The 18165-nt window shown below is 72.0% G+C and carries 14 protein-coding genes; 12 read left to right on the top strand and 2 right to left on the bottom strand.

Annotated elements, in window-relative coordinates:
- Positions 1 to 283: 283 nt before the first annotated feature.
- Entirely contained in the window at positions 284 to 3340 is a 3057-nt protein-coding gene (locus VN520_RS00865; protein ID WP_325744869.1) for an AfsR/SARP family transcriptional regulator, read from the top strand.
- Positions 3341 to 4072: 732 nt separating this feature from the next.
- Here the strand turns inward: VN520_RS00865 and VN520_RS00860 are convergent.
- The gene (locus VN520_RS00860) at positions 4073 to 5062 is read right to left on the bottom strand and encodes a hypothetical protein (RefSeq protein WP_325744868.1); all 990 of its coding nucleotides are present in this window, start codon (positions 5060 to 5062) and stop codon (positions 4073 to 4075) included.
- On the bottom strand, positions 5059 to 5301 hold the full coding sequence (locus tag VN520_RS00855; protein WP_325744867.1) for a 4-oxalocrotonate tautomerase family protein: 243 nt from the start codon (positions 5299 to 5301) through the stop codon (positions 5059 to 5061). Before VN520_RS00855 ends, VN520_RS00860 begins: the two co-directional genes overlap by 4 nt.
- A 293-nt stretch (positions 5302 to 5594) precedes the next feature.
- Between VN520_RS00855 and epsC the strand changes: the two genes are divergently transcribed.
- The 11 genes from epsC to VN520_RS00800 all read left to right on the top strand — a co-directional run.
- The gene (gene epsC, locus VN520_RS00850; protein WP_325744866.1) at positions 5595 to 6314 is read left to right on the top strand and encodes a serine O-acetyltransferase EpsC; all 720 of its coding nucleotides are present in this window, start codon (positions 5595 to 5597) and stop codon (positions 6312 to 6314) included.
- A 43-nt stretch (positions 6315 to 6357) separates the two neighbouring features.
- Positions 6358 to 7341 carry a cysteine synthase family protein gene (locus VN520_RS00845; RefSeq protein ID WP_325744865.1) on the top strand — a complete coding sequence of 328 codons (984 nt, stop codon included), beginning with the start codon at positions 6358 to 6360 and terminating at the stop codon, positions 7339 to 7341.
- 2 nt (positions 7342 to 7343) lie between these two features.
- The gene (locus VN520_RS00840) at positions 7344 to 7880 is read left to right on the top strand and encodes a cupin domain-containing protein (protein WP_325744864.1); all 537 of its coding nucleotides are present in this window, start codon (positions 7344 to 7346) and stop codon (positions 7878 to 7880) included.
- A 67-nt stretch (positions 7881 to 7947) separates the two neighbouring features.
- On the top strand, positions 7948 to 8898 hold the full coding sequence (locus VN520_RS00835) for a DMT family transporter (RefSeq protein WP_325744863.1): 951 nt from the start codon (positions 7948 to 7950) through the stop codon (positions 8896 to 8898).
- 303 nt (positions 8899 to 9201) lie between these two features.
- Positions 9202 to 10035, top strand: coding sequence for a cupin domain-containing protein (locus tag VN520_RS00830; RefSeq protein ID WP_325744862.1), 834 nt, complete (start codon positions 9202 to 9204; stop codon positions 10033 to 10035).
- Between the two features lie 8 nt (positions 10036 to 10043).
- Positions 10044 to 11906 (top strand): asparagine synthase (glutamine-hydrolyzing), encoded by a 1863-nt coding sequence (gene asnB / locus VN520_RS00825; RefSeq protein ID WP_325744861.1) that lies wholly within the window; start codon positions 10044 to 10046, stop codon positions 11904 to 11906.
- On the top strand, positions 11903 to 13006 hold the full coding sequence (locus VN520_RS00820; protein WP_325744860.1) for a PrpF domain-containing protein: 1104 nt from the start codon (positions 11903 to 11905) through the stop codon (positions 13004 to 13006). The genes asnB and VN520_RS00820 overlap by 4 nt, the downstream gene beginning before the upstream one ends.
- Complete coding sequence (locus VN520_RS00815) at positions 12985 to 14232, top strand: acyl-CoA dehydrogenase family protein (protein WP_325744859.1); 1248 nt, start codon at positions 12985 to 12987, stop codon at positions 14230 to 14232. Before VN520_RS00820 ends, VN520_RS00815 begins: the two co-directional genes overlap by 22 nt.
- On the top strand, positions 14229 to 15692 hold the full coding sequence (locus VN520_RS00810) for a dihydroorotase family protein (RefSeq protein WP_325744858.1): 1464 nt from the start codon (positions 14229 to 14231) through the stop codon (positions 15690 to 15692). The genes VN520_RS00815 and VN520_RS00810 overlap by 4 nt, the downstream gene beginning before the upstream one ends.
- Positions 15689 to 16282 carry a flavin reductase family protein gene (locus VN520_RS00805; RefSeq protein ID WP_325744857.1) on the top strand — a complete coding sequence of 198 codons (594 nt, stop codon included), beginning with the start codon at positions 15689 to 15691 and terminating at the stop codon, positions 16280 to 16282. The genes VN520_RS00810 and VN520_RS00805 overlap by 4 nt, the downstream gene beginning before the upstream one ends.
- Positions 16283 to 16624: 342 nt before the next feature.
- A partial coding sequence (locus VN520_RS00800; protein WP_325744870.1) for a beta-L-arabinofuranosidase domain-containing protein occupies positions 16625 to 18165 on the top strand: 1541 nt, incomplete at its 3' end.

The raw sequence follows: 18165 nt of genomic DNA, 5'->3' as shown, positions 1-18165 counted from the left end.
AACCACCTCCGCCGCCGCCGGTGCCGCCCGCTCCCACGGCAGGCACGCCCGGGTACCGCCGCACGGCCGGCCCCGGGGCCCGGCCCGGGGGTGACGGATATGTACTGATGGCAAATCAGTTTTTTACCGGGGGAGGAATTTGAAGCCACAGCGGGGAGGGCCGTCTTGCCGCCCACCGAAGAGCCCTGATGTGATGGCTCATTCGGGCCGGCAGGGTGAGGGACGTCGGTGTTCATGGGGGGCAGCAGCAGCTGCTCAGGGGCCTGCTGGAGGGACGAGATTCATGGGCGAGGGCATAGGGGAGCACGGGGTCCGTTTCCGGATTCTCGGCTCGTTCGAATGCTGGGACGGGTCCGAACGCATCCGGGTCGGTGGCCCCGTGCACGAAAGAGTGCTGGTCACCCTGCTCCTGGAGCCCCGGCGCGTACTCCCCGTCTTCCGGCTCGTGGAAGCCGCCTGGGACGAGAACGCACCCGCCACCGCCGCCCACCAGGTGCGCAAGGCCGTAGCCGAGCTGCGGCAGCGCATCCCCGACGGACGGAACCTGATCGTCACCGAGGGACCGGGGTACAGGGCGCTGACCACACCCGGCCAGGTGGACCTCAGCCGGTTCACCGAGGGGCTGAAACAAGCCAGGGAAGCGACCGCCGCAGGACAGAGTGTGCACGCCGCCACCGCATTGCGTGAGGCTCTCGACCTGTGGCGGGGCCCCCTCCTGTCCGGAAGCGGCGGCTCTGTGCTCTCCGCCGCTTCCGCGGCTCTGGAGGAGCGGCGGCTGACCGCCGTCGAGCAGCTTTTCGACCTCCGGCTCGCAGCAGGTGAGAACGGTGAACTCATAGGAGAGTTAAGAGAGTTCATCGAGGCAAATCCACTCCGCGAGACTCTGCGCGGCCAGCTGATGCTCGCCCTGTTCCAGTCCGGCCGGCAGGCCGAGGCACTGGAGGAGTTCGCGAAGGTCCGCGAGTTCCTGGCCGACGAACTCGGCATCGGCCCCGGCGACGCCCTCGCCGACCTGCACCAGGCCATCCTGCGCAACAGCCCCGAGCTCGCCGCCCCGCCCCAGCCCGCCGGGCCCGCAGCCGCTCCGTTCACCCCGGAGGGCTCGCCCTCCACCCTCCCCTACGACCTGCGCGACTTCACCGGCCGTGAGGAGGAGGTGCGCCAGTTGCTCGATTTCGTGGAGGACGCGCCGGGCACCGGCCCCCTCATCGTCGCCATCGACGGCATGGGCGGCAGCGGCAAGACCTCCCTCGCCGTACGCGCGGCCCACCAGCTCGCCGACCGTTACCCGGACGCGCAACTCCACATCGATCTGCGCGGGTTCACCCCGAGCGAGCAGCCCCTCAGCGCCGGAGCCGCCGCCGAGGCCCTGCTGCGCATGCTCGGCGCGCCGGGCGAGCGCATCCCCGACGACGCGGAGGGCCGCATCGCCCTGTGGCGGCGCACCATGAGCTCTCGCCGGATGATCCTGCTGCTTGACAACGCTGCGGACGAGTCCCAGGTCCGGCCCCTTCTCGCGTCCCCCACCCAGACCCTCGTCCTGGTCACCAGCCGCGCCCTGCTCGTGGACCTCGACGCCGCGCACACCGTCTCCCTCGGTGTGATGCCCCCGCAGGACAGCGTCGCCCTCGTCGAGGGCGTCCTCGGTGGTACCCGGGCCCGCGCGGAGCCGGAGGCCGTCGCACAGCTCGCCGAGCTCTGCGGCCATCTGCCGCTCGCGCTGCGCATCGCCGCCGCCCGGCTGCGCAAGCGTCCCCGCTGGACCGTCCGCTATCTGGTCGACCGGCTCCGCGACGACGCCCACCGGCTGTCCGAGCTCAACTCGGGCGAACGCAGTGTCGAGGTGACCCTGCGGCTGTCCTACGAGGGGCTGTCGGCCGAGACCCGGGAGGCGTTCCGGCTGCTGGGCCAGCATCCCGGGGCCGAGATCGAGGCGTACGCGGCCGGCGCCCTGCTCGACAAGCGGGCGCGGGACGCGGAGGACGTGCTGGAGTACCTCCTCGACATGCATCTGCTGCAACAGCACGAGACCGGCCGCTACGCCTTCCACGACCTGGTCCGCAGCTTCGCCCAGAACCTCTCGCGCGGCAGCGGCCGCCCGGCACCCGAAAACGGTGGGAGGAGCCCGGGCGACGAGGAGGCGGCCCGCGCCGTGCACCGCCTCCTCGATTTCGCGCTGAGCGCCACCGACGCCGCTTGCGACCTCCTCTTCCCCGGGCGGTCCCGGATCCGCCGCCCCGAGCACCGGTCGACCGCCGAGCTTCCGCCGCTGAGCACCCCCGAGCAGGCCCGGAACTGGCTGGAGCGCGAACAGGACTCGCTGCTGGCCGCCGTGTCCCTCGCGTACCGCTGGGAACTGGACAGCCATGTCGGGCTGCTCGCCGCCAACGTTGTCTTCCCGCTCGATCTGCGCGGACGCCTGGAGGAATTCCGGGAGCTGTGCCGCACCGCCGTCACCGCCTCCCGCAGGCTCGGTGATCCGGCGCTGTTGCGGCTGAGCCTGTCGAACCTGGCCGTCGCCTGCTGGAAGCTGGGCCGCTTCGAGGAGGGCATCACGATGTCGGAGGAGGCGTTCGGTCTGGCCGTCAGCCTCGCCGACCGGCGCGGCGAAGCCAAGGACACCGGCGTCCTCGGCCTCCTGCTCAGCGCGTTGGGGCGGTACGACGAGGCTCTCCCCCGCCTGGAACGGTCCATCGCGATCAAACGTGAGCTCGGCGCGGAGCGCGCCGAAGCCGAATCCCTCACCAACCTGAGCAATCTGTACGCCGAGTGGGGCCGCTTCCCCGAAGCCGTGGAGGCCGCCACCCGTGCCGTCACGCTCTCCCGCAAGATCGGAGCCATCGACAAGGAGGTCGAGAGCCTCATCGATCTGGCGGTCGCCCGGCTCGGCCTGGGGTCGGTGGACGAGGCCGCCGATCTGCTGCGCCGGGCCCGCAAGCTGGCTGTGGACGTCATGTCGCCCGCCGACATGTCCCTGCTGCTCGCCCTGTCCGCCGACACCGCCGACCGGCTCGGCGAGACCGCGCAGGCCACCGAGTGGGCGGACTCCGCGCTCCAGCTGGGCGACCTCAGCGGTGCGCCGATGCGGGAAGCAGCCGTCGGCAACATCATCGGCCGGTTGCATGCCCGCAGGGGCCGGTACGCCCTCGCTCTCGAACTCCACCAGCAGGCACACCACGCGGCCTCCGGCGTGGGCTACCGGGTCGAGGAGGCACGCGCGCTGGCCGGCATGGCCCACGCTCTGGAACACCTCGGCGAACACGAAGCGGCCCAGGTACACCTGGCAACGGCGGACGGGGCTTTCGACGCGATGGGGATCCCGGCGGAACGGGCGGCCTGAACCGGCCTTCCCGCCGGGACGGCGTGCCCAGGCTGCTGCTCGTCCGTCATCGGCGTCGGCATCGGCATCGGCATCGGCATCGGCACGCGGAAGCCCGCTCCCTCGGTGGGGAGCGGGCTTCCGTTTGACGGGGGCACCGGGAGCGGGGGCGCCGATACGTGGGAGGCGGCCGCGGTCAGACCGCGAGGTTGGGGCCCTCACCGGAGGTCGGAGCAACATTCGGGCCCTCACCGGAGGTCGGAGCAACGTTCGGACCCTCACCCGAAGTCGGAGCGACATTCGGACCCTCACCCGAAGTCGGAGCAACATTCGGACCCTCACCCGAAGTCGGAGCGACGTTCGGACCCTCGCCCTCGTTCGTCACCAGGTGCGCGGTGGCCACCGAAGCGTGCACGGTGCGGTCCGTCGTGGCCGCGAGGGCGGTGCTGCTCGCCCCCAGCGTGAGAACGGCCGCCGTTACGAATCCCGCCATCGTGAACACCGTGTTCCGCATCTGATTTCCCGCCTTCTGGAGTGTTTCTGCCTGGGCTTTCCTGCTGACAGGAACGACATTCGCGGGACCCGCTCCCGGCCCGTTCCGCTTCCGCTCCCGCCCTTCCCCGCCCGACGGGAACGGAGCGGGAAACCCTCACCGCAGACACGGGAAGGCACGAGGAGGGGCACCCGGAACCGCAGGTACGCGAAGGGCCCGCCGGATCGCGCGGCGGGCCTTCGCAGGGGGAGGGAGCCTGGTCAGGCCAGGTGGTCGAGGACGGCAGACGTACGGACGGCGAGTTCGGCAGGAGTGAGGGCCGTGAGCAGGACGTGCCCGTCCCGCACCTCCCGTACACCCGCGAGCGTCGTGATGCCCTCCGGGGCATCGTGCGGACCACGCAGCGGGACGGCCGCGGCGCATCCGACCAGCACAGGCGCCTCCATCGGCTTTCCCGACAGCGCCCGCACCAGTTCTCGCTCCGGCACCAGTCCCGTGGTCAGCTCGATCAGGCGGGACGCGGGCCACGGTGCTTGCTGAGTGCGGGAGTTGATGATGCGGGGGCCGTCCGCGGTGTGCGCGATCCGGGTGAAGGCGTACCCGAATTCGTAGCCGGCGAGGTCGAGCAGCCCGGTGGCGAGGGCCCGGATCTCTGCCTCTTCCTGCCGGGTGAGCGGTGCGGGAAAGGCGTGGCGGGGGGCGTCCTCCCTCACCGCCTCGGAACCGCCGGAAGGCTGCCCCGGCCCGGACGCGGGCCCTGTGGAGCCCACGCCCGGTTCCGTGAAGCGCAGTTCGACGATGCCGGTGACCCTGTGCATGCCTTCCGCCGTCAGCGTCTCCACGCCGTACTCGATGTCGTACGGCAGCGGTCCGTCCCGTGGCCCGGTGGGCAGCGCGACCGCCGCCCACTGAGGGCCGCTACGGGTCAGCAGGCCCCGGATCTGTGACGGGTCGGCGAGCAGCCGGGCCGCGGCGGCCGGGTTCGGGGACAGCCCCAGCTGTTCGGCCGTCTCCAGTACACCGGGCAGGACGCTCGCTTCGCCGCAGGCGATCAGCATGCTCACCCGGTGGGTCCGGGCGGTCTCCGCGAGGTGCGCGCCGAGCGCGTCGTCGTCCGGGAAGCCGGCTGTGTCGGTGACGGTGAGGACGTGGAAGCCGGCCTCCGTCGCCTCCGCGACCAACCGGGGCGGCGGGGTGACCAGGAGAAGAGGACGGGGGTCGGAGCGACCCTGTCCGGTGGGCGACGTCATGGCTGTCCGCCTGTGTCCTGCGGGACGGGAGAAGGAGCGACGGCGGCATCGGCCTGGAGTGCGTCGGCGAGCGTCCCGCCCTTCCCCCAGTGGCCGGGTTCCACGTCCCGCACGATGACGGTGACGGCCTCCTCGGGACACCCCGCTACGCGGGACACGCAGGCGGTCAGTTCGCTGACGAGCTCCTGGCGTCGGGCACGGTCGTTCCCTTTCCACCAGTCGACTGAGATCACGGGCACGGGGAGCTCCTCTGCTCGAATTCGGGTGGGGCCGATGCGCGGTTCGACCGGGCACCGGCAGGCCGGCGCCCCGGAGAGCCCGGGGTCCGGCGGGACAGCCGGAGTGCGGCGGCGGTGCTTGCTCAGGCGAGTGTGGGGGCGGCCGTTCCCGTCTCTTTCCCGCGACGTTCCCTCTTCGTTCCGCCGACACCTCCGAGGACCCCACCGGACGGGAACGGGCCGGGACTCCATCGGGAAGGCGGCCCGGCACGCTCTGTTCCAGTCAAGAGGCCCGCCCCGCCACTGGAGCCACGATGAGCCTGCTCAGTCCGACGAAACCGGAGCCGATACCCGCCTCCGGCCCCGCTTCCGGCACCGCCCCCACCGGCGGTCCCGCGACGACGGGCACCCCCGACGCGACACCTGCCTCCGCCACCCCCCGTCTTCTGGCCGCCCTCCGCGAGGACCTCCAGGTCGTCGTCGCACGCGACCCGTCGGTGCGGGGTGCGAAGGAAGCGGTGCTCCACCCCGCGCTCACCGCACTGTGGGCGCACCGGATCGCCCACCGCATGCACGGCCGCGGTCTGCGGATACCGGCCCGGCTGCTCGCGCGGTGGGCGCGCCGGGTGACGGCGGTCGAGATCCATCCGGGCGCGGTGCTGGGCCGCCGGGTCTTCATCGACCACGGCGCCGGGGTGGTGATCGGAGAGACCGCCGTCGTCGGCGACGACGTGACGATGTACCACCAGGTCACCCTGGGCGCGGTCGGCTGGTGGAGCGACAACAAGCGGCCCGAGGGCGACCGCCGCCACCCCGTCGTCGGCAGCGGTGTCATCCTCGGCGCCAACTCCACCGTCCTCGGTCCGGTGACTGTCGGCGACCGCGCGGTCATCGGTGCGCAGGCCCTGGTCAACAAGGACGTCCCCGGGGGCGCCCGGGTGCTCGCGCCCACCGCCGTCATCAAGGAGCCGGGCCGCCGGCCCGAGCTGATGGAGGACGTCTTCACCGTCATCGCCTCTGCGGGTTCCTGGTGATTCCCCGCGCCGCTGCACTCCCCTCCTCCCCCGATTGCGAGAGATGAGAACCGTGACGACCATCGCACAGGCCCCCCTGGCTCCCATCGCCCCCTCCCGCCCCGCAGTGGCCTCCCGCATCGAGGACCTCGTCGGTTCGACGCCGCTGCTGGAACTGCGCCTGCGTGATCCGGCTCCCGGCGCCCGTGTGCTGGCGAAGCTGGAGTCGGCCAACCCCATGTCCTCCAGCAAGGACCGCGCCGCGCTCTACATGCTGCGCGCCGCGGAGGACCGCGGCGACCTCCGGCCCGGCGGCACCGTCATCGAGGCCACCTCCGGCAACACCGGTATCTCGCTCGCCGCCTTCGCAGCCTCCCGCGGCTATGGCTGTGTGATCGTGCTCCCGGACAACGCCACCACCGAACGCGTCAAGCTGCTGCGTGCCTTCGGAGCGGAGATCGTCCAGACACCGAGCGCGCTCGGCTACCCGGGGGCCATCGCCGAGGCGGAGCGGCTGCACGCGGCCACTCCCGGCTCCTGGTTCCCGTGCCAGCACGAGAACCAGGACAACGTCCGGGCCCATTACGAGACCACCGGCCCCGAGATCCACTCCGCCGTGGCGTCCACCGGCCGCCGCATCGCCGCCTTCGTGTGCGGGGTCGGCACCGGCGGGACCCTCACCGGGGTCGCCCGTCACCTCAAGGAGCAGGACCCGGACGTGCGGGTGATAGCCGTCGAGCCGGAGAAGTCGCCGATCCTCTCCCAGGGCTACGCGGGCCAGCACCGCATCCCGGGCCTCAACGGCGGTTTCGTCGCCGTCACCACCGACGTCACGCTGATCGACGAGGTACTCACCGTCTCCGACGAGGACGCCTTGCGGACCGCGCGCAGACTCGCCCGCGGTCAGGGTCTGTTCACCGGCGTCTCGTCCGGCGCGGCCGCGTACGCGAGTGAACTGGTGGCCCGCAGGCCGGTGTTCGCCGACGGCATCGTGGTGACGCTGCTGCCCGACACCGGTGAGCGCTACCTGAGCATGTGGGAGGCCTGAGCATGAGCCACGCCATGTTCCGGGCCTATGCCGACGCGGTGAAGGCCGAGATCGGAACAGCCACCACCACCCGGTTCATCGCCCTCGCCGAGACCACCGACGGCCGCTTCGGGCTCTTCCACCACTCGATGCTGCCGGGCGCCGGCGGAGCCGACCCGCACTACCATTCCCGCATCTCCGAATCGTTCTACGTGCTGACCGGCGAAGTACGCCTGCACGACGGCACCGGCTGGCGCACGGCGAGGGCGGGCGACTTCCTGCACGTGCCGGAGAACGCGGTGCACGGCTTCCGCAACGAGAGCGACTCGCTCGTCGAAATGCTGATCATCTTCACCCCGGCGGAACACCGCGAGGGTTACTTCGAAGGTCTCTCCGCCCTCCTCGCCGACGGCAACCGGCCCTCGCGCGAGGAGATGGTCGCCCTGATGGAGAAGTACGACCAGTACGAGGTCGACGCCCCCGACACGGACCACGACCACCCGCACTCCCACGGGCACGGCACCACGCACCCGCACCAGGCCCCGCACGTGCACCACTGACACCGACGTCCCGCTGTCGTCCCCCGAAATCCCCCGTATCCCGCCTCTCTTCCGAGGAGAACACGTCATGAACCTCACCAACTGGGGCCGCTTCGGCCTGCTGGCCGCCCTGTGGGGCTGCAGCTTCGCCTTCATCAAGATGTCGCTGGAGGCCTTCGCGCCTCTTCAGCTCGCCTCCGGCCGCCTGATCGTCGGCGCTCTCGTCGTTCTCGGCATCCTCGCCCTGAAGCGGCTCACCCTGCCCTCACGCAAGATCTGGGGACACATCGCCGTCGCCTCCGTCTTCGGCAATGTCATCCCCTTCACCCTCTTCGCCATCGGCGAGCAGCACACCACCGCGACCACTGCCGGGGTCATCCAGGGAGCGACTCCCCTCATCACGATGGGTGTCGCCGCCCTCGCGCTCTCCGAGGAGAGGCCGACGACCCGCAAGGTGGCCGGTCTGCTCGGCGGGTTCGTGGGGCTGATCGTGGTCGTCGGGCCGTGGAACACCGACGGGTTCGGCACGCTCGGCGGTCAGCTCGCCTGTGTCGGCGCCGCGGCCAGCTACGCCGTCAGCTTCGTGTACGTACGCCGCTTCATCGGCCCCCACAAGCTGCCGGCCCTCTCCGTGACCGCCGCCCAGCTCGGTGCCGCCGCCGTCATCACCGTGGTGGTCACCACCTTCATGACCGGCTGGACGCTGCACGGCGACCTCACCGCCAAGCCGCTGCTCGCGCTGCTGGTGCTGGGCGCCGCCTCCACCGGCATCGCCTTCGCGCTGCTCAACCGGCTGATCGCGGATGCCGGGCCGACGACGGCGTCCGGCGTGAACTACCTGGTGCCGGTGTTCTCCGTGGCCGTCGGTGTGCTGGCCCTCGGAGAGCCGCTGACCTGGAACGTGCCGGTGGGCGGTGTCGTCGTCATCGCCGCGCTGGCCCTGGCCGAGGGCCGCTTCTCCGTCCTGTCCAAGCGCGCGGAGGCCGCACCTCCGACCCCGGTGGCGCCCGCCCGCGTACCGCAGAAGGCCGCCTCGTAAGCAGCTGCCCGCACCAGGAGCCGCACGACGCACCACACCGAGCCGGGGCCGGCGCGGACACCCTTTCCGGGTGCCTGCGCCGGCCCCGGCTCGTTGCGCTGGACGCACCTCACCGCTTGCCCCGCGGCGGCATCGGGACATGGCAGCCGGGTGATCCGGGACGCTTCCCGGTCATGTCCCCCGCACCGGTAGCGGAGCGGGAGGGCAGCGGGATCGGCCAGGGCGAACCTGGAGTCACAGGACGAAGGGAAGCACCACGAGCCCCTCGCTCCCTCCCCCACCCCTCAAGGAGCCCACCGCATCATGCGCACATCCACCTCGGGAACCCTGACCGCGACTCCCCTCGGGGACGCCCGCATCATCGCCGCCTCCGACTTCCAGTTCGCTCCCCTGCCGGGCCGGCCCGGCGGGCGGACCGCACTCGCCACTCCGGTGAGCCCCGCCGCGGGCGCCACTCATGTCACCCTGCACGTCGTACGCATCGCGGCGGGCGAGTCCTTCAGCCCCGAGGCGAGCGTCGAGGAGGAGAACACCGCGGTGGTCTTCGACGGTCTGGGGACGGCGGCGGTCGGCTCCCGCACCCGCCGGGTGGGCCGTTCCGACGCCGTGTACGCGCCCACCGGGCAGGCCCTGGCCCTCACCGCCGGCGCGGAGGGCCTGACCGTCTACGTCTGGCGCACCCCACTGGCCGCCGGACGCCGCGCCGGCACGGCACCCGAGCCCTTCTCCAGCCTCTGGGACGAGACCACCCAGCTGCGCGGCTTCGGCGGCACCGGTCAGATCGCCCCCGACACCGACCGCGCCACCATGAACTTCGTCTTCTGGCCCGGCAACGGCAGCAGCCAGCTCTGCCTGCACTGCGGGATCCAGCAGCCCGGTCAGACCTTCAACGTCCACCTGCATCCCGACAGCGACGAGGCGTTCATCGCCTTCGAGGGCATCGGCCAGATGTACCTGCGCGACCGCTGGATCGATGTCGCCGCAGGTGACGTCCTGTACGCCGCGCCCGGTGTCCTGCACGGCGCGCGCAACCCGCACACCGGTCCCGAAGCCCGGCGCTTCGTGACCTGCGGCGGTCCCAGCCCGTACGACCCGGCGCTCTACTCCGCCGCCGGTCTCTCCTCCGACGTCAGGTGATCTGAGCCATGTGCCGCATCCACGGATCCTTCCACGCCCGTACCACCGCCCAGGAAATGCGCGACGTCGCCGTCCTCCAGCACCACGGGGGGCCCGACGCCCAGTCCTTCGCCCAGGGCTCCGGCTGGGCTCTCGGCAACAACAGGCTGTCGATCATGGACCCCGAGGGCGGCGCCCAGCCGTACCGCCTCGGTGACATCACCGTCGTCTTCAACGGCGAGCTCTACAACCACGACCGGCTGCGCACCGAACTCATCAGGCAGGGTCATCACTTCGAGGACCGCTGCGACGGCTCGATCCTGCCGGCGCTGTACCTGACGTACGGCGACCGGTTCGCCGAGCAGCTCGACGGCATGTTCTCCGTCGCCGTCATGGACCTGCGGGGCGCCCCGCGCCTGGTGGTCGCCACCGACGCGTCCGGCATGAAGCCCTTGTACTACCACTGGGAGGAGCGCAGCGGCCGCTTCCACTTCGCCTCGGAGCTCCCCGCCCTGCTCGGCTTCACCGACGTACGCCCCTACGAGGACGAACTGGGCCTGCACACCTACCTGTCGGCCAAGACGCCCTTCGGCCAGCGCACCATGTTCCAGGGCATCGACGTGCTGCCGCCGGCCGCCACCGCCGTCGTCACCCGGGAGGAGGGGCTGCGTCTCACCACCCGGCGGATGGGCTACGAGTCCGCACCACCGGTCCCCGAGGGGCGCAGCCTCGCGCAGGCGGGCGGTGAACTGCGCGAGCTGCTGGCGCGGGAGGTGTCCCGGCTGCTCGTCGCCGACGCCCCGGTCGCCGCCATCACCTCGGGCGGTCTCGACTCCAGCCTGGTCACGGCGCTCGCCGCCCGCGCCCTGCGGGACCGCGGCGCGTCCGACGCCCTGCACACCTTCAACATCGCCTACACGGGCAACTGGCCCGGTGACGAGCGTGTCTTCGCCGACGAGGTCTCCCGGCACACCGGCACCGTCCATCACCAGGTGGAGATCGACCCGGCCACCTTCCCCGACCTGATGGGCGATGTCGTACGGCACCTCGGGCAGCCGAACGCCGACCCGATCACCCTCAGCACCTATTCGCTGTTCCGCGCGGTCCGCGACGCCGGGTTCAAGGTCGCCCTCACGGGTGACGCGGCAGACGAACTCTTCGGCGGTTACGCCCGCATGACCCAGGCGCTCGCCGCACCCGAGGGCGCGGACTGGGCCGGCGCCTACCTCGATCATCTGGCCGCCGTGCCGCGTTCCCTCCGCGAGCACCTCTACACCGGCGACTACGCCGACCGTGTCCACTCCCTCGGCGCGTCGGCCATGCTGCCGCCCGGCCTCACCGACACGCTCGCGCACGGCGCGGGCAGCCGCCTCCAGCGGATCTGCCGCATCGAGCAGCGCTACCGGCTCCCGGCCTACCACCTGCGCCGGGTGGACCACCTGTCGATGGCCAGTTCGGTGGAGGCCAGGCTCCCGTTCTGCCAGCCCGCCGTCGTGCGGTACGCGGCGACGCTGCCCGACCGGCACCGCACCGTCCCCGGCACGGGCGTCAAACGCGCCCTGTACCGGGCCGCCGACGGACTGCTGCCGCACAGTGTCCTGAACCGTCCCAAGCAGCCGTTCACGCTGCCGATCACCGCGATGCTGGTTCCCGGCCAGCGGCTGTGGGCGATGGCCCGCGACGTCCTGTCCCCGCAGGCGCTGCGTGCCGACGGCCGGCTGCGGTACGAGGCCGTGGACGCCCTGTTCGCCGAGCAGACGGCCCGGCCGTCCGACCAGGTGTCGCTGGCCCTGTGGGCGCTGATGTCACACCAGATGTGGCGTACCGAGTTCTTCGGGTCGTCCGCCAGGGCCGCGGTGCGCGCCCCCGAGCCGGTGGGGGCCTTCGGATGAGCGTCTCACTTGCCAGGGCGCACGGCGCGCCGTGCCCCACCGCCGTCCTCGACGGCCGTGTCTTCCCCGAGTCCGAGCCCGAGCTCCTGCGCGCGCTCACCGGCCTGCGGGCCGACCTGTCCGGGCAGGGTGCGGGTGACGTGCTGAAGAACGCCATCGTCCGGCCTTCCAGGCACCCTCTCTTCGATCTCGACTACCGGTTCGTGCAGTCCCTGCCCCAGAGCCATGACAGCTTCGATCTGCGTGGCTCGTGCGGTCACTCGATCCTGGCCGCCGTCGAGGCCGCCGCCCGAACCGGCATGATCCAGCCGCTGGTGCCGGGCTGCCGCGTCCGGGTCAACGTCCTGAACAACGGCGACAACGTGGTCTGCGAGACCGAGGAGACCTCCGACGGCGGCACCCGGTTCACCGCCCACTTCCTGTGCTCACCGCCGCTGAGGCTGCCCGAGCTGCTCATGACGGGCGAGGCGGTGACCCACGTCCCCTTCGAAGGCCGGTCCGTGCCCGTCTCGCTGGTGTCGATGGGCAACCCGTACGCCTTCGTCGACGCCTCCGAACTGGGGGTACGCGGCCCCGGTGCACTCTTCGCGGACGATCCGCGGCTGTTCAGCGCCATGACCCGGCTGCGGGTCGCGGTCTGCGAGTCGCAGGGCTGGGACACCTTCGGAGCCTTCCCGAAGATCGCCGCCCTGCTGCCGCAGGAGGGCGGCGGGCTCTTCGTGCGGGCGGTGTCCGTGCCGTCCTGGCACCCGACGGTCGCCCTGACCGGTGCGATCTGCCTGGGCGCCGCGGCCGGGATCGCGGGCTCCGTCCCGTGGTCGCTCGCCGGCCGGGCGGCGCAGGACCCCGACGCGCTGCTGCCGGTGCGCACGCCCGGTGGGTGTGTGCGTGTCGCCGCCCGCTCGACGCAGGGCCCCGACGGGGTCCGCAGGCTCGACTGGGTGTCGGTCGCGGAGAAGCAGGTCGAGTACCGGGGGCTGCTGAAGCGCCCCGGGGCCTCCGCTCCGCAGCCCGGTCCCGCCGCCGGCCGCCGTACTCCCGTACTCGCCACGTCCGACCACGCATCCGAGGAGACCTCGTGGGTTCCGCTGACAGCCTGACCGCCGAGCGCCGGAGCGCGCCGCCGCAGGCCCTGCCCGATCCGTTCGCCATCGATCCGTACACGACGACCGGCTCCCGCCGTGCCGGCCGCACCGGCGCCGTGCGTCCCGCGCCCCTCGTCCCTTCGCCGGAGGTCCTGAACCGTCTGGCGGCCTGTGCCGAGGTGGCCGACCGCAGCGGGGAGCCGGACCGTCAGGCCGTCGCCGTGCTGCGCGGGAGCGGCCTGCTCGCTCTCGTCGTCCCCAAGTCGCACGGCGGTGCGGGAGCTGACGCGGTGGCGCTCAACACCTGCGTGGAGCAGGTCGCCGCGGTGAACGCCTCCGCAGCGATCATGCTCTTCCAGCACTGCGCGGTGACCAGCCGGATCGTCGAGAACGGCACTCCCGCCCAGCACCGACAGGTTCTGCCCAAGCTGGCCGGCGGCCAGTGGCTGGCCGCTTCCGCCTGGTCCGAGAGCGGGGCGGGGGCCGACAAGAAGAAGCTGTCGACGCAGGCCCGCCGCACCCCTGACGGGGGCTGGGTGCTCGACGGAGCGAAGTCCTTCACCACCAGTGCCGGGCTGGCGGACGTCTATCTCGTCCTGGCGCAGTCGCAGGAGGAGCCGTCCTCCTCGGAGTCCTCGCAGGACACCGGGTACGGGGCCGCCGGGCAGACGTTCTTCCTGATCCCCGGCGACCATCCCGGCCTGCTGCCCGACACCTCGCTCCAGCTGACCGGAATGCGCGGCTCCGCCACGGGTTTCGTGTCGGTGCGGGAGTGCCGTGTCCCCGACACCGCGCGGCTCGGCGCACCGGGTGTCGCCGCCTCCATCATCGCCCGGGTCCGCAACAGCGGTGCCACGCTCGGCGCGGTCGCCGTGGGGGTCGCCCAGGCGGCACTCGACGCCGCGCACGAACACGCCGGGCGCCGAGGGCTCTACGCCCACCAGGCGGTGCGCCACCGCCTGGTGGACCTGGCCACCCAGGTCGAGTCCGCCCGCGCGGTGGTGGAGCGCGCCGGCCGCCGCACCTCGGCGGATCCCGGGCTGACCACCCTGCACTCCAAGCTGGCCGCCTCCTCGACGGCCGAGCGGGTCGTGGCGGACGTGGCCCAGTTCCTCGGCTCGGCGGGATACGTCGAGACGCACCCGATCAACCGGTTCGGGCGCGACGCCCGTGCCGTCGCCCTGATGGGACCGACCAACGACCTCTGCAAGGAACTGGTGAGTCTGCCGTGGAACCGATGAACAACCTCCCCTCCTCCCGCATATCCGCGACCTTCCGCCACGCGCACGCCGCCGAAGCCGACCTGGTGGTGGAAGGGGGCCGCCTCGTCACCCCCGACGGGGTCCACGACGGCGCCGTCGTCGTCCGAGGCGGTCGCATCGACGCCCTCGTCGCTCCCGGTGATCCGCTTCCCGCCGGGCCACGCCTGGACGCTCGCGGCCGGTACGTCCTGCCGGGTCTGATCGACTCGCACGTGCACTTCCGCACCCCCGGCCTGGAGCACAAGGAGACCTGGGAGCACGGCAGCCGGGCCGCCCTGGCGGGCGGAGTGACCACCGTCATGGACATGCCGAACACTCGGCCGCCGTCCCTGGACGCGGCGTCCCTGCGGGCCAAGGCGGCACTGATCGCGGGCCGCTCGTACGTGGACCACCGTTTCCACCTGGGGGCCGACCCCGATCACCCGGAGGTCCTCGCAGGCATGGACCCGGCGGTGGCGACTTCCGCGAAGGCGTTCATGGCCGGGCACCACACCGCGCCCGTGGTCTTCCGCGAGGCACATCAGCTGGAGGCGGCCTTCGCCTCCGCCGCGCGCGGCGATGTGCGCCTCGTGCTGCACGCCGAGGACCAGCACGTCTTCGACCTGCTGGACTCCCGGGGCGGGGACCCCCAGTCGTACGACGCCTACGAACCGCACCGCCCGCGCTCCGGGGCGATCGTCGCCGTCGCCAAGGTCGTCCAGCTGGCCCGGACGTACGGGACCAAGGTGCACGTGCTGCATGTGTCGTCGGCGGAGGAGACCGACCTGCTGGCCGCGGCGGCGGACGAGGGGCTGCCGATCACTTTCGAGGTCACCGGCCATCACCTGTCGTTCACCGATCACGACACCGCCCGGCGCGGCCCGCGGACCCGGCTCTCCCCGGCGATCCGGGCCCCGCGCGACCAGGAACGACTCTGGCGGGCGGTGCTCAGCGGCGAGGCCACCACCATCGGAAGCGATCACGCCCCGCACACCGTCGAGGAGAAGAACCGCCCGCCGGCCGACGCGCCGCCCGGCCTGCCCGGCGTCCAGGAACTCGCCGTCTCCGTCTGGACGGGCCTGCTCGCGCGCGGGATCGAGGCCGACACGGCGGCCGCCCATCTCGCGCGGCTGATGGGCAAGGGGCCCGCCGACCTGTTCGGGCTGGCCGGCAAGGGCCGTCTGACGGTCGGCGCGGACGCCGATCTCGCACTCCTCGATCCCGTTGCGCGCTGGCAGTTGTCGGCGCGGCACGTGCAGTCGCTGTGCGGCTGGTCGGCGTACGAGGGCTGGATGTTCACGGGGCGGTTCACGACGGTGGTGACGGGCGGCATGGTGGCCTGGGACCTGGCCCGGGGAACGGTGGGTGAGCCGCGCGGCCGCTGGCTGCCGGGACCGGCCGGTCCCGGGACGGCTTCGCCGGCGGTGCCGGACCGCGAGCTGGAAGGAGCGGCCCGATGAGCGCCACGAGCCTGCTGGCCGAGTCCGCGGCACGGAGCACGGTCACGGCCTCCGCCCTGGTCCCCGAGGCACCCGGGACAGTCATGGCCCGCGACATCCCGGCCGACGAGTTCCGTGCCGCGATGGCCTCCCTCGCCGCCCCCGTCACGGTCGTGACGTGCTACGACGACATGGGCAGCCCCCGGGGCCTGACGGCCAGCGCGGTGTCCTCGCTGTCGCTCGACCCCCCGCTGCTCCTGGTCTGCCTGGACCGTGGCTCGCGCACCCACGACGTACTGACCGGAGCCGCGGCCTTCACCGTCCATCTGCTCGGCCCCGAGAACGAGGCCCTGGCACGGAAGTTCGCGGGCCCCACCGCACAGCGCTTCGAGGACGTCGCGCTGGCCGACGGGCCGACCTCACGCCATGCACCGCAACTGTCGGACGCCGCACTGCGGTTGACCTGCGCGCGGCACGATGTGATCGAGGCGGGGGACCACACGATCCTGGTGGGCCGGGTGGCCGTCGCCGACTGCCTGGGCCGCCCGGCGGGCGGTCTGGTCTGGCACCACAGGGGCTTCGCACACGCGAGGCCGGTGGAGACGCGCTGACCGGGCGAAGGGAGGGGGAGGCGCGCCCGAGGAGACGCCACCAGGCGTGGCCACGGACGCGCACGAAGCGCAGAATGAGCGACGGCCCGGCCGGGAACCCCCGGCCGGGCCGTCGCGTCGTGATCCGCCCCGATCCCTCCGGCCGCGCATCCGCGCCACGCATCTGTGCCAATCTCCTTCTTCCGTCCATCACTTGAGGGCGGCAGCAGCATTGACGCCTCCTGACGGCGCCCTTATGGTTCCGTCGGCATAACGAACGACGTGCGAAATATCGAACGGCCACACCCTGAACGAGTGTCCATGAGCAAGCATGCGCTCTCCCGTCACAGAAAGGGCCGCACGATGTCCTCCTCCGTCAGCCGACGGCACCTGCTTCGGATCGCCGGGGCCTCGGCCGCCGCCTCCGCCGCCGGGCCCCTCATCGACAGCTCCCCCGCCCGGGCCGCCGTTCCCCCCGCTGCGGCCGGCATCGGGGTGTCGGCCTCCCCCTTCGCACTCGGCCAGGTCCGCCTGACCGCGAGCCGGTGGCTGGACAACCAGAACCGCACCCGCAACTATCTCCGGTTCGTCGACACCGACAGACTGCTGTACAACTTCCGCGCCAACCACCGGCTGCCCACCGGCGGCGCGGCTGCCACCGGCGGCTGGGAGGCGCCCACGTTCCCCTTCCGGAGCCATGTCCAGGGGCATTTCCTCACGGCCTGGGCGCAGCTGTACGCCGTGACCGGGGACACCGTCTGCCGGGACAAGGCCGCCCGCATGGTCGACGGACTGGCCCGGTGCCAGGCCAACAACAGCGCTGCCGGGTTCAGCGACGGGTATCTGTCGGGCTATCCCGAGTCCGACTTCACCGCCCTCGAACAGCGGACCCTGAGCAATGGCAACGTGCCGTACTACACCGTCCACAAGACCCTCGCCGGTCTGCTGGACGTGTGGCGCCACATGGGCAGCACCAAGGCCCGTGACGTGCTCCTGGCCCTGGCCGGATGGGTGGACCGGCGTACCGGCCGGCTCAGCGGCAAGCAGATGCAGGCCATGCTGGGGACGGAGTTCGGTGGCATGAACGCCGTGCTGAGCGACCTCCACCAGCAGACGGGCGACACACGGTGGCTCACCGTCGCCCGGCGCTTCGACCATGCCGCGGTGTTCGACCCGCTGGCCGCCGGCCAGGACCGGCTCGACGGACTGCACGCCAACACCCAGGTGCCGAAGTGGATCGGGGCCGCCCGGGAGTACAAGGCGACGGGGGCCACACGCTACCGGGACATCGCCGCCAACGCCTGGGACATCTGCGTCGGCACGCACACCTACGCGATCGGCGGCAACAGCCAGGCGGAGCACTTCCGCGCACCGGACGCCATCGCCTCCTTCCTGGACCAGGACACCTGCGAGAGCTGCAACACCTTCAATATGCTCACCCTCACCCGTGAACTGTTCGCGCTGGACCCGGACAGGGCCGCACTGTTCGACTTCTACGAGCAGGCGTGGCTGAACCAGATGATCGGCCAGCAGAACCCGGCCGACAGCCACGGCCACGTCACCTACTTCACCCCGCTCGCTCCGGGAAGCCGGCGCGGTGTGGGCCCGGCGTGGGGCGGCGGCACCTGGAGCACCGACTACGACTCCTTCTGGTGCTGCCAGGGAACGGGCCTGGAGATGAACACCAGGCTCATGGACTCCGTCTACTTCCACAGCGACAGCACGCTGATCGTGAACCTGTTCGTGCCCTCGGTGCTCACCTGGCCGCAGCGCGGGATCACGGTCACCCAGACCACCACGTTCCCGGTCGGCGACACCACGACCCTGCGGATCACCGGAAAAGCCGCCGGCACCTGGGCGATGCGCATCCGCATCCCGGGCTGGACCACCGGTGCCACCGTCGG

The sequence above is a fragment of the Streptomyces sp. genome (assembly GCF_035563135.1).
Lineage (GTDB): Bacteria > Actinomycetota > Actinomycetes > Streptomycetales > Streptomycetaceae > Streptomyces.
This window is presented reverse-complemented; position numbering and strand designations above follow the sequence as displayed.

Excerpts from the sequence above, each read along its gene's own strand:
- VN520_RS00835 (WP_325744863.1), top strand. The coding sequence starts at position 7,948 with ATGAACCTCACCAACTGGGGCCGCTTCGGCCTGCTGGCCGCCCTGTGG.
- epsC (WP_325744866.1), top strand. The coding sequence starts at position 5,595 with ATGAGCCTGCTCAGTCCGACGAAACCGGAGCCGATACCCGCCTCCGGC.
- VN520_RS00845 (WP_325744865.1), top strand. The coding sequence starts at position 6,358 with ATGAGAACCGTGACGACCATCGCACAGGCCCCCCTGGCTCCCATCGCC.
- VN520_RS00830 (WP_325744862.1), top strand. The coding sequence starts at position 9,202 with ATGCGCACATCCACCTCGGGAACCCTGACCGCGACTCCCCTCGGGGAC.
- VN520_RS00840 (WP_325744864.1), top strand. The coding sequence starts at position 7,344 with ATGAGCCACGCCATGTTCCGGGCCTATGCCGACGCGGTGAAGGCCGAG.
- VN520_RS00860 (WP_325744868.1), bottom strand. The coding sequence starts at position 5,062 with ATGACGTCGCCCACCGGACAGGGTCGCTCCGACCCCCGTCCTCTTCTC.
- VN520_RS00805 (WP_325744857.1), top strand. The coding sequence starts at position 15,689 with ATGAGCGCCACGAGCCTGCTGGCCGAGTCCGCGGCACGGAGCACGGTC.
- VN520_RS00810 (WP_325744858.1), top strand. The coding sequence starts at position 14,229 with ATGAACAACCTCCCCTCCTCCCGCATATCCGCGACCTTCCGCCACGCG.
- VN520_RS00865 (WP_325744869.1), top strand. The coding sequence starts at position 284 with ATGGGCGAGGGCATAGGGGAGCACGGGGTCCGTTTCCGGATTCTCGGC.
- asnB (WP_325744861.1), top strand. The coding sequence starts at position 10,044 with ATGTGCCGCATCCACGGATCCTTCCACGCCCGTACCACCGCCCAGGAA.
- VN520_RS00820 (WP_325744860.1), top strand. The coding sequence starts at position 11,903 with ATGAGCGTCTCACTTGCCAGGGCGCACGGCGCGCCGTGCCCCACCGCC.